Raw genomic sequence first — 10,898 nt, 5'->3', positions numbered from 1 at the left:
TTGGCCCGGCCGTTGAGCTCGGCCGCGCTCAGGCGGACCTCGCCGCAGACCACCGCCTCGGCGTCCGGGTCCGCCGCGACCCGCGCCTCGAACAGCTCGGCGAGATTGCCCGATAAAGAAGGAAATTTCATGAAAACTCCGGCTTTTAGGTACGACGATGGACCTGCGGAGAGGGAGACTTCTCATGGCCCGAGAGGCACGGACCTGGACCGCGGAGCGCGGGTCCGCGCCCGGTGAAGATCGGCTGGGTGGGAAATCGGCTCGGTGGAGACCGGGGGAACGGCTGGCATGCCGGGCGGACGCGTGGGTCCGGCCGGCTCAGGCTCCGGAAAGGCCGCGCGGCCGCATGTCGGTCCAGTGCGCGTTGATGAAGTCGAGACAGCCCTGCCGGCCGTCCTCGCCGTGCGCGACCTCCCAGCCGTCCGGGACGTCGATGGAGAGCGGCCAGAGGGAGTGCTGCCCCTCGCCGTTGACCAGGACGAGATAGCGGCCGTCTTCGTCTTCGAACGGATTGCTCATGAGAACTCCGTGCCGTCGGGTGTGGTCGTCCGTGTCATTCAGCCGATCGGACGCAGTGGTACCACGCAGGGTCCGGCGATGGCCAGATACGCGTGCCCTGATATCGATCAGTGCGAATCCGGAGTATGCCGTTCAAGGCTCCGGCGCTGTCAACCCTTGACAGCGCCGGATGAAAACCACAAGATCCCGATATGCCGGGAATGACCGGTAGAAGACGGGGGAACGACCATGATCGACCATACCTCGCCGCCGCATGCCCGCGTACGCCGAGGTCCCGGCCCGCGACCCCGGTCACGCGTCCGGCCGGACGCGGCGCGGCGGCCGGGAGCGGGTTCCCGGCCGGGCGCCGGGCCCTGACCGGGCGGCTGACCCCGCTCAGACGTAGAGGCGCAGCAGGTCCTCCTCGGTCTCGCGGCGCACGATCACCCGCGCCGCCCCGTCGCGCACCGCGATCACCGGCGGCCTGGTCACGTGGTTGTAGTTGCTGGCCATCGACCGCTGGTAGGCGCCCGAGGCGGGGATCGCCAGCAGGTCGCCCGGCCGTACGTCGGCCGGCAGCGGCAGATCGCGGACGAGCACGTCGCCGCTCTCGCAGTGCCTGCCGACCACGGTGACCGGTCGCTGCGGGGCGTCGGAGGCGCGGGAGGCCAGGACGGCGGTGTAGGCGGCGCCGTACATCGCCGGGCGCGGGTTGTCGCTCATCCCGCCGTCCACGCTGACGTAGGTCCGCACGCCGGGGATGTCCTTGACGGTGCCGACCTCGTAGAGGGCGACGGCGGTGGGCCCGGCGACGGAGCGGCCCGGCTCGACGGCGAGCCGTACCCGGGCGGGCACGGCCTCGCGCAGCGCGGCGACCACCTCGGCGGGGCTCGGCGGGGCCGGGTCGCCCGGCCGGTGCACGATGCCCAGGCCGCCGCCCAGGTCCAGCTTGGGGATGGTCACGCCGTGCTCGTCCTCGCAGGCCGCCAGGAAGGCGGCCATCCGGCCGGCGGCCAGGGTGAAGCCGCCGAGGTCGGTGATCTGCGAGCCGATGTGGGAGTGCAGGCCGGCCAGCTCCAGTGAGTCCTCGGCCAGGACGCGGCGGACCGCCTCGGCGGCCAGGCCGGCGTTCAGCGAGAAGCCGAACTTCGAGTCGTCGCCGCCGGTGGCGATGAACTCGTGGGTGTGGGCCGTGACGCCCGGGGTGACGCGGATCATCACCCGCTGGCGCGTCCCGGCTCCGGCGGCCAGGGCGGCGAGCCGCTCGATCTCGGTGAAGGAGTCCACGACCACGCAGCCGACGCCCCAGGCGACGGCGCGGCGCAGCTCGGCGACGGACTTGTTGTTGCCGTGGAAGACCACCCGCGCCGGGTCCATGCCCCCGGCCATGGCGACGGCCAGCTCGCCGCCGGTGCACACGTCGAGGCAGAGCCCGGCGGCGTCCAGCCAGCGCACCACCTCGGGGCACAGGAACGCCTTGCCGCCGTAGTGCACCTCCCCGTCGGGCAGGGCGTCGCGCCACAGCGCGCAGCGGGTGAGGAACTCCTCCTCGTCGAGGACGTAGGCGGGCGTTCCGAACTCGGCGGCCAGGTCGCGCACGCCGATCCCGCCGAGGCGCAGCTCGCCGCCGGTCCACTCCGCGGTGCGCGGCCAGCCGCTTTCGATCACCAGGCTCATGGGTGACGACGGTAGGGCCGGGCGGAGGCCGTACGGCCGGAGCATCGAATATTCCGTGGCTCAGGCTCGCAAGCATTCAGGTGTGTTCGGGCCGTTATCCGCCATCGGCACCATGAGCTGCACTATTCGCAAAGCAGGAGGTTCCGTGACAAAGCGCCTGTATTCAGTCGTTGCTGCCGCGTTGGTCGTCTCGGCACTCGCCGGCGGCTGCGGGCGCTCGTCGTCGGGGAGCGACACGGGCGGCGCCGCGGCGGCGGCCGGCAAGTCGGCCAAGGACCTGGTGCCCGAGGCGGTGCGCAAGGCCGGCGAGCTCCGGATGGCGACCTCGGAGGGCTACCCGCCCATGGAGATGTACAAGAAGGGCACCCAGGAGCTCACCGGCGTCGACCCCGACCTGGCCGCCGCCATCGCCGCCAAGCTCGGCCTCAAGGCCAAGGTGACCAACGCCGCCTTCGACGGCCTCATCCCCGGTCTCCAGGCGGGCAACTGGGACATCGCGATGTCCTCGATGAGCGACACCGAGGAGCGCCGCGCGGCCGTCGACTTCGTCGACTACTTCAACGCCGGCGGCGCCATCATGGTCAAGAAGGGCAACCCCGAGGGCATCAAGACCCTTCCGGACCTGTGCGGCCGGACCGTCGTACTGGCCAAGGGCAGCTCCAACCTCGCCATCGGCCAGCGCCAGGACGAGAAGTGCGCCGACAAGATGAAGATCATGCAGAGTGAGGACGCCCCCACCGGCCTGCTGAGCATCGACTCCGGCCGGGCCGTCGCCACCATCGTCGACTCGCCCGTCGCGGCGATGTACGCCAAGGAGACCGGCAAGTACGACGTGCTGTCCGAGCAGTACGACGCCGGCCCCTGGGGCATCGCGATCGACAAGCGCAACACCGGTCTGCGCGACGCCGTGGCCAAGGCCATGCAGGAGCTGATCGCCGACGGCGGCTACCGGAAGATCCTGGAGGAGTACGGCGTGGCCGCCAACGCCGTCCCCGAGGCCATGGTGAACACCAAGCCGTGGAAGTGACCCAGAGCCCCGGGACCGCCGGGAACACCGCGGCCGGCCAGGAGCCCGACCTGCCCATCGACGCGATCCGCCCGCCCCGGCCCGGCCGGTGGGTCGCGGCGCTCGCCGCCGGGCTCGTCCTGGTCTGGCTCGCCTACACGATCATCGTCAACGAGAACCTGCACTGGGACGTCGTCGTCGCCCACCTCGGCGACGGCCGGGTCCTGGGCGGCCTGTGGGTCACCATCCAGCTCACCGTGCTGTCGATGGCCATCGGCCTGGCCCTGGGCGTCCTCGCCGCGGTGATGCAGCTGTCCGGCAGCGGCGTCCTGCGGGGCGCCTCCGCCCTGTACACCTGGTTCTTCCGCGGCACCCCGCTGCTGGTCCAGCTCATCTTCTGGTTCAACATCGGCCTGGTCTTCCCCGCCTTCGGCATCGGCGTCCCCTTCGGCGGCCCCAAGCTGGTCGAGTGGCAGGCCAACGAGCTGATCACCCCCTTCACCGCGGCCCTGCTCGGCCTCGGCATCAACGAGGGCGCCTACATGGCGGAGATCGTCCGGGCGGGCATCCGCTCGGTGGACCCCGGCCAGCGCGAGGCGGCCGAGTCGCTCGGCATGTCGCACCGGCAGGTGCTGCGCCGGGTCGTGCTGCCCCAGGCGATGAGGGTGATCGTCCCGCCCACCGGCAACCAGTTCATCTCGATGCTCAAGACCACCTCGATGGTCTCGGTCATCGCCGGAGCCGAGCTGCTGACCGTCTCCCAGCGCATCTACCTGGGCAACTTCGAGGTCATCGCGATGCTGATCGTGGCCTCCATCTGGTACATGGTGCTCACCACCATCGCGAGCGTCGGCCAGCACTTCATCGAGAAGCGCTTCGAGCGCGGCCACCACGCGCTGCCGACGAGGATCCGCCGCAACCTGCGGCCGTTCGGCAGGGGGAACGCGTGACGACCGAAACCGGCGCCAGGCCCATGGTGCGGATCCGCTCGGTGCGCAAGTGCTTCGGCTCGGTCGAGGTGCTCAAGGGCATCAGCCTGGACGTGCCCGAGGGCGGCGTGGTCTGCGTCGTCGGCCCCTCGGGGTCCGGGAAGTCGACGCTGCTGCGCTGCGTCAACCGGCTGGAGACCATCGACTCCGGCCGCATCTGGGTCGACGGCGACCTCATCGGCTACGCCGAGCGCGACGGCAGGCTGCACCACCTCAGTCCCGCCGCCCTGTCCCGCCAGCAGCAGGACATCGGCATGGTCTTCCAGCGCTTCCACCTGTTCCCGCACCGCACCGCGCTGGAGAACGTCATGGAGGGCCCCGTCGTGGTCAGGCGCGTCCCCAGGGCCAGGGCCCGCGTCCGCGCGATGGAGCTGCTGGAACGCGTCGGCCTGGCCGACCGCGCCGGCCACTACCCGGCCCAGCTGTCCGGCGGCCAGCAGCAGCGGGTCGCGATCGCCCGCAGCCTGGCCATGGACCCCAAGCTGATGCTCTTCGACGAGCCGACCAGCGCCCTCGACCCCGAGCTGGTCCAGGAGGTCCTCGCGGTCATGCGCGACCTGGCCGCCAGCGGCATGACCATGATGGTGGTGACCCACGAGATGGGCTTCGCCCGCGAGGTCGGCGACGACCTGATCTTCATCGACGGGGGAGTGGTCGTCGAGCGCGGCAACCCCCGCGAGGTGCTCGCCGCCCCCCGCCACGAGCGCTTCCGCGCCTTCCTGGGGCAGGTGCTGTGAGCGGCCTCGACCTGCTGCTGACCGGCGGCCTGGTGATCGACGGCACCGCCGGACCCGACGCGGCCCGGCACGCCGACGTCGGCGTCCGCGCCGGCCGCCTCACCGTCCTGCCGCCCGGCTCCCGCGCCGGGGCCCGGGAGGTCCGCGACGTCACCGGCCTGGCCGTCGCGCCCGGCTTCATCGACGTGCACACCCACTCCGACGGCGTCACCCTCATCGGCGGCGAGGCGGGCCGCGACCTGGCCGGCGCCTCCGTGCTGCAGGGCGTCACCGTCGAGATCTGCGGCAACTGCGGCTCCAGCCTCTTTCCCGCGCTGCCGGAACGGCTGGCCGCGATGCGCGCCGAGGCCCGCGTCTCCTTCGGCGGCGACGTCGGGATGTACGAGGACTTCGGCGGGTTCGCCGCCGCGCACGCCGCCGTGCCCCGCGCCAACCACCTGGCCTCGCTGGTCGGGCACGGCACGCTGCGCTCGGGGGTGATGGGACCGGTGGACCGGCCCGCCACCGCCGGCGAGCTGAAGACCATGTGCGCGCTGCTGGACCGGGCCCTGGCGGCCGGCGCCGCGGGACTGTCCACCGGCCTCATCTACACCCCCGGAACCTACGCCGGCACCGGCGAGGTGACCGCGCTCGCGGCCGTCGCCGCCCGGCACGGCAAGCCGTACGTCACCCACCTGCGTGACGAGATGTCCCGGGTGGAGGAGGCGCTGGAGGAGGCCGTGGAGATCGCCCGCGGCAGCGGCGCGGCGCTGCACGTCTCCCACCACAAGACCGCCGGGAAGTACGCCTGGGGGCGGACCGAGCGGACCCTGCCCCGGATCGCCGCACTGCGCGCCGAGGGAACAGATGTCACATGTGACGTGTATCCCTATACTGCGGGGAGCACGGCGCTGGCCGCGATGCTCCCGCCCTGGGCCTCCGAGGGAGGGGTCGCCGCGCTCACGGCGCGCCTGACCGACCCCGGCCAGCGCGACCTGATGCGCAGGGCCATCGCCGAGGGCGTGCCCGGCTGGGAGAACACCGTCGGCAACGGCGGGTGGGACCGCATCTCGGTCGCCTGCGCGCCCCGCCACTCCGAGACGGAGGGGCACACGATCGCCGAGCTGGCCGCCGCCCGCGGCCAGGACCCCCTCGACGTGGCCGCCGCCCTGCTCGTGGCCGAGCAGGGCGAGGTCACCATCATCAGCCATTCGATGATCGAGGACGACGTGCGGCGGGTGCTGGCGGCGCCGTACTCGATGATCGGCTCCGACGGCGTCCCCAAGCCCGGCGGCCGCCCCCACCCGCGCTGGGCGGGGACGTTCCCCCGGGTCCTGGGCCGCTACGTCCGGGAGCTGGGGCTGCTCGGCCTGCCCGCGGCGGTGCACAAGATGACCGGCATGGCGGCGGCGCGGTTCGGGCTGACCGGGCGCGGCGTGATCGCCGACGGCGCCCACGCCGACCTGGTCGTCTTCGACCCCGGTACGGTCGCCGACGGCGCCACCTTCGCCGACCCGCTGCTGCCTCCGGCGGGCGTCCACGCGGTGCTCGTCGCCGGTGAGACGGTGGTCCGGGACGGCGCCGGGACCGGCGCCCGGCCGGGGACGGTGCTGGCGGTATGACAGACGACGCGGAGGACCTGATGAGAGACGACCTGGAGGACCTGGACGGGCCGGGCACCGTCGCGGTGTCCGTGCCCGGCCTGATCTCCCGCCACGAGGACGCCGAACTGGTCCTGGCCAGCACCGGCAAGCTGCTGCTGCTGGCCGCGGCGGCCCGGGGCATCGCCGCCGGCGCGCTGGATCCGGCCGAGCCCGTGGAGATCCGCCCCGGCGACCGCTGCGGCGGCTCCGGCCTGCTGGGCTCGCTGTCCGGCGACCTCTGGACGGCCGGGGACCTCGCGGTGCTGGTCGCCTCGGTGAGCGACAACACCGCCACCAACGCGCTGCTGCGCCGCATCGGCCTGGACCGGGTCGCCGAGGCCGCGATCGGGCTGGGGTTCACGCGCACCCGCGTCCTGGACCGGATCCGTGAGCCCCGGCTGCCGTCGCACCCGCCGGCCTTCGCCCTCGGCACGGCCGGCGAGCTGGCCCGGTTCGCCGACCGGCTCGACGGCACGGAGGAGTGGAGCCGGATCATGCTGCGCTGGATGGCGCACAACACCGACCGGAGCCTGGTGCCCGCGCTGCTGCCGCACGAGCCCGAGGACCGCGAGATCCCCGCCGCGCCCCCGCGCGGGATGGTCTGGGTGGCCAACAAGACCGGCACCGACACCGGCGTGCGCGCCGACGTGGGCGTCATGATCGGCCCGGAGCGGCGCATCGGCTACGCCGTGGTGGCCAACGGGCCCGCCGGGAGCGAGCACGCCCTGGTGCGGAGCGCCCGCCGGGCGGGCCTGTCCGTCGCCCGCCTGGCGGGCCTCACCCTCTGAGGGGGCCGCCCGGGGAGGATCCGGACGCCCGGATCCCCCGTGACGGGGGATCCGGGCGTCCGGGCCCGCGAGGAGGGCCGGACCGTGTTCCGGCGGCGACCCGGTCGAACGGACGCCCGCTCAGGCGGAATCAGCCGACGGGCTCGCCGAACCAGCGGGCGAGGTGGGCGTCCAGATCCCGCTGGTCGTCGCCGATCCACGCGACGTGGCCGTCGGGGCGCAGCAGGACGCACGGGACGTCCAGCGCCGCGATGGGATCGGCGAGGTGGTCGACCCGGTCCGACCAGCCGCCGGCGGTCAGGCGTCCGGTGCGGTCCAGCAGCAGGCCGCGGCCGCGGTGCAGCAGGTCGTAGAGACGGCCCTGTTCCACGTCGATGTCGCGCAGGCGGCGGCCGAGCAGGTCGGGGCCTTCGCCGAAGTCGTAGCGGACGCCGATCGCGGCGATCTTCTCGATCAGATGGCGGTTCACCTCGTTGAAGTCCATCAGTTCGGTGAGCAGCCTGCGCACGGCCCGCGGACCCGGCTCGTCGGACAGCAGCTCCGTCTGGGCGCGGGTGTTGTCCAGCACCTCCTCGGCGACCGGATGGCGCTCGGCCTCGTAGGTGTCCAGCAGCGTCTCCGGCGCCCAGCCGCGGACCTGCGCTGCCAGCTTCCAGCCGAGATTGAACGCGTCCTGAACGCCCAGGTTGAGGCCCTGACCGCCGATGGGCGGGTGGATGTGCGCCGCGTCGCCGGCCAGCAGCACCCGCCCGGCCCGATACCGCTCGGCCAGCCGGGTGGCGTCCCCGAAACGGGACACCCAGCGCGGGGAGTGCACACCGAAATCGGTTCCGGCGACGGCGCGCAGCGCTTGCCTGAACTCCTGGAGGGTGGGCGGTTCCGCGCGGTCGCCGACCCCCTCGGCGGGGACCAGGACGCTGTAGCTCCCTCCGCCGAAGGGCCGCAGCCAGAACCGCCGATGGGTCTCGCGGATCCCGGCCGTCACGGCGGCGATCTCCTCCTGCGGCACGCCCACCTCCATCTCGCCCATCAGCGTGTCGGCCCGCGAGGGCTCGCCGGGGAAGCCGACACCGAGCAGTCCGCGCACCGTGCTGCGCGCGCCGTCACAGCCGACGAGGTAGCGCGACCGCAGCCGTTCCCCGCCGGCCAGTTCGACGGTCACGCCCTCGCCGTCCTGTTCGAGACCGGTCACCGCGCATCCGTGCCGGACCCGCGCGCCCAGTCCGATCGCGTGCTCTTCGAGCAGGCGGACGATGACCGGTTGCGGGATCCCCAGCAGATAGGCGTACGCGGAATCCAAGCCCTCGGGCACGGGCTTGTCGATGGCGGCGAAGAAACCGGCGGCCGGACGCCGTCTCCCATGCGGGAGGAGGCGTTCCAGCAGCCCGCGCATCGCCATCAGTTCGAGGCTGCGGATGTGCAGGCTGACGATGCGGACGGACGACGCGGGCTCGGTCTCCTTCTCCAGGACGAGCACCCGTACATCGTGCAGCCGCAGTTCGGCGGCCAGCATCGCACCGGTCGGCCCGCACCCGGCGATGATCACGTCGAACACGGGGGGCGTGCGGTCGGCGCCGGAGGCCGACGGGCGGAGTCCGGGGGCGTCGTGCCCGGCCGTGTCGTCCGACGACGGCCCGGTGGTGAATCGCGGGGAGTTCACAGGTGTTGCCTTTCGGGAGTGCCTTGTCATCGAGGCGCTCCCGGCGACACCTACGTCGATCGCCCGACCGCGACGGGAAGGGAGAGCACCCACATCGATACAGCGTTCATGGGTCTCACCTCCTCGGGCGGTGTCACGGTCGAAGGAAAGTTACAAGCCCGGGGGTCGTGCCGTCCAGCTCTTTTCCCGGCCGCGCGATCACGGCTCCGGCGGCCCGGCCGCACCGGCTCCACGGCGGCGCCGCCGTAGCGGCCGGGGTGTCGTCAGGACCCGTGCGGCCGGGTGTGCGCGATCGAGTCCGCCCGGTCCGGAGGCGACCCTGCCGCCCGGTGGGGAGACGGCCGCTCAGATCGGTCAACGGCGCACCCGATAGCGCAGGTGAAGCACCCGGTCGCCCTGAATCACCACGTCAGGATCCTCCAGCAGGTGCTGCGCGTCGATCGGCCCGAAGTAGCGCTTGCCGGACCCGAACACGACCGGTACGACGTCCATGCGCACCTCGTCGACCAGGCCCGCGGCGAGCACCTGGCCACCGACGTCGCCGGCGGCGACCTCGACGATGCGGTCACCCGCGAGCTCCTGCGCCTTGGCCATGGCCGCCTCGACGCCGTCGGCGAAGTGAAACGGCGCCTCGGGGTCCCAGCCCTCGGGCATCGGCCGGTGCGACACGACGACCACGTGAGCGATGCCGCCCGGAGGTTTCCCGTCCCAGCCGTCCGTCATGTCGAAGACGTGGCGGCCGACGATCGTGACGCCGATCCGGTCCCAGTACGGCCGGGTGTGGTCGTAGGACGTCTGCGACACCTTCAGCTCGCCGCTCCCGTCCAACGGGACGTCACCGTTGGACAACCAGTCGAACAGCGGTCCGGGCTGGTCATCCTCGTCCGCGACGAAGCCGTCCACCGACACCGAGCCGTACATGACCACCTTGCCCACGGGGCATCTCCTCTGCTTCGGGGTGCCCCAAACTAGCGTGTCGTGAGCTGTCGCTCTTGTAAGAAATCAATCGGCCGGCAGCGGCCAGCCGTCCAGCGCGTGACCGGGATGTTCGCGCAGGAACCGCCGCCGGACCTCGACGTAGCGGGTCGGCGTGAGCCCGGTGAACGCCCGGAACTCGTGGCCGAAGTGGGCCTGGTCGAAGTAGCCCGCGCCACCGGCGAGGTCGCCCCAGTCGATCGGTCCGGCGGGGTCGATCGCGAACACGGTGGCGGCGAAGCGGTAGGTGCGGGCCAGCCGCTTCGGCGTGACGCCGATGAGCTCCTTGAACCGCCGTGCCAGATGAGTGCCGCTGACACCGGCCGCCACGCTCAGGTCGCCGATCGCCACCGCCCCGCCGGTCGCCGCGATGACGCCGCTCGTACGGCGGACCAGCCCCAGGCCGGCGGTCTCGCGCAGCCGTCGCATCAGCTCCTCCTCGAGCAGCGTCAGCATCTCGTGCGGACCGGCCGCCGCGGCCAGCCGGTCTCGCAGCTCGGCGACGGCGGGCCGGCCCCAGACCTGCTCCACCGTCACCGGCCGGTCGCACAGCTCGGCCGCGGGCATCGGCAGGAACGGCGCCGGCCCCCACGGTTTGAAGTGCACGCCGACGGACCGGGTCTCCGGCGGATAGCCGAACTCGAAGGCGCGGGTGGGCATGGTGACCACGCAGCCGTCGGCGTACTCGGCCGTCTCGATCTCGGTGCCGGCGCGGATGCGGAACGGCGCCCCGAGGTTGACGACGAGCAACGCCGACGGCCCCGGCGGCAGCGTCAGCCGGGCGTACGGCGGCGCACCCTCCAGGTAGTAAAGGTCGTCGATCAGCCCGTCCAGCGGCGGTCGCGGCACTCTGGACACGTACTCCACGCCCCCAGTATCGCCGACGCCCCCGGGCGAACCTGATCACGTGTACCCGGCCGCGCGAGTCTTACCGGCTCCCCGGCTC

Annotated in this window: 10 protein-coding genes; 5 read left to right on the top strand and 5 right to left on the bottom strand. The window is 72.7% G+C overall.

Going from position 1 to position 10,898, the window contains the following annotated elements; all coding sequences use genetic code 11:
- Nucleotides 1-318: 318 nt before the first annotated feature.
- Together ACFYSC_RS30935 and lysA are read right to left on the bottom strand one after the other, a co-directional pair.
- Nucleotides 319-519, bottom strand: coding sequence for an MbtH family protein (locus tag ACFYSC_RS30935; RefSeq protein WP_389968669.1), 201 nt, complete (start codon nucleotides 517-519; stop codon nucleotides 319-321).
- Between the two features lie 375 nt (nucleotides 520-894).
- The gene (gene lysA, locus ACFYSC_RS30930) at nucleotides 895-2,175 is read right to left on the bottom strand and encodes a diaminopimelate decarboxylase (protein ID WP_389968667.1); all 1,281 of its coding nucleotides are present in this window, start codon (nucleotides 2,173-2,175) and stop codon (nucleotides 895-897) included.
- 145 nt (nucleotides 2,176-2,320) lie between these two features.
- Between lysA and ACFYSC_RS30925 the strand changes: the two genes are divergently transcribed.
- From ACFYSC_RS30925 to ACFYSC_RS30905, 5 genes are read left to right on the top strand one after another with little or no spacing between them, the layout of a single operon-like run.
- Nucleotides 2,321-3,202 carry an ABC transporter substrate-binding protein gene (locus ACFYSC_RS30925; RefSeq protein WP_389968666.1) on the top strand — a complete coding sequence of 294 codons (882 nt, stop codon included), beginning with the start codon at nucleotides 2,321-2,323 and terminating at the stop codon, nucleotides 3,200-3,202.
- Nucleotides 3,193-4,131 (top strand): amino acid ABC transporter permease, encoded by a 939-nt coding sequence (locus ACFYSC_RS30920; protein WP_362947287.1) that lies wholly within the window; start codon nucleotides 3,193-3,195, stop codon nucleotides 4,129-4,131. Before ACFYSC_RS30925 ends, ACFYSC_RS30920 begins: the two co-directional genes overlap by 10 nt.
- Nucleotides 4,132-4,154: 23 nt before the next feature.
- Nucleotides 4,155-4,907 (top strand): amino acid ABC transporter ATP-binding protein, encoded by a 753-nt coding sequence (locus tag ACFYSC_RS30915; protein WP_389968675.1) that lies wholly within the window; start codon nucleotides 4,155-4,157, stop codon nucleotides 4,905-4,907.
- Entirely contained in the window at nucleotides 4,904-6,508 is a 1,605-nt protein-coding gene (locus ACFYSC_RS30910) for an amidohydrolase family protein (RefSeq protein ID WP_389968664.1), read from the top strand. The genes ACFYSC_RS30915 and ACFYSC_RS30910 overlap by 4 nt, the downstream gene beginning before the upstream one ends.
- Nucleotides 6,505-7,317 carry a serine hydrolase gene (locus tag ACFYSC_RS30905; protein ID WP_389968663.1) on the top strand — a complete coding sequence of 271 codons (813 nt, stop codon included), beginning with the start codon at nucleotides 6,505-6,507 and terminating at the stop codon, nucleotides 7,315-7,317. The genes ACFYSC_RS30910 and ACFYSC_RS30905 overlap by 4 nt, the downstream gene beginning before the upstream one ends.
- A 130-nt stretch (nucleotides 7,318-7,447) precedes the next feature.
- On the opposite strand, the gene rox is transcribed toward ACFYSC_RS30905, so the two are convergent.
- The 3 genes from rox to ACFYSC_RS30890 form a co-directional block, all read right to left on the bottom strand.
- Complete coding sequence (gene rox, locus ACFYSC_RS30900) at nucleotides 7,448-8,872, bottom strand: rifampin monooxygenase (RefSeq protein ID WP_389968673.1); 1,425 nt, start codon at nucleotides 8,870-8,872, stop codon at nucleotides 7,448-7,450.
- Nucleotides 8,873-9,331: 459 nt separating this feature from the next.
- Nucleotides 9,332-9,913, bottom strand: coding sequence for a dihydrofolate reductase family protein (locus tag ACFYSC_RS30895; RefSeq protein ID WP_389968661.1), 582 nt, complete (start codon nucleotides 9,911-9,913; stop codon nucleotides 9,332-9,334).
- A 66-nt stretch (nucleotides 9,914-9,979) separates the two neighbouring features.
- Nucleotides 9,980-10,819: a helix-turn-helix domain-containing protein gene (locus ACFYSC_RS30890; RefSeq protein WP_389968659.1), complete on the bottom strand. Its 840-nt coding sequence runs from the start codon at nucleotides 10,817-10,819 to the stop codon at nucleotides 9,980-9,982.
- Between the last annotated feature and the right edge of the window lie 79 nt (nucleotides 10,820-10,898).

This window comes from Streptosporangium sp. NPDC004379 (assembly GCF_042873875.1).
GTDB lineage: Bacteria > Actinomycetota > Actinomycetes > Streptosporangiales > Streptosporangiaceae > Streptosporangium.
Note: the sequence above shows the minus strand (reverse complement) of the source record. Positions and strands in the feature narration are given on the sequence as shown.

Bases quoted from the DNA above. Each gene is read 5' to 3' on its own strand.
- ACFYSC_RS30935 (WP_389968669.1), bottom strand. From the start codon at position 519: ATGAGCAATCCGTTCGAAGACGAAGACGGCCGCTATCTCGTCCTGGTC.
- lysA (WP_389968667.1), bottom strand. From the start codon at position 2,175: ATGAGCCTGGTGATCGAAAGCGGCTGGCCGCGCACCGCGGAGTGGACC.
- ACFYSC_RS30915 (WP_389968675.1), top strand. From the start codon at position 4,155: ATGGTGCGGATCCGCTCGGTGCGCAAGTGCTTCGGCTCGGTCGAGGTG.
- ACFYSC_RS30905 (WP_389968663.1), top strand. From the start codon at position 6,505: ATGACAGACGACGCGGAGGACCTGATGAGAGACGACCTGGAGGACCTG.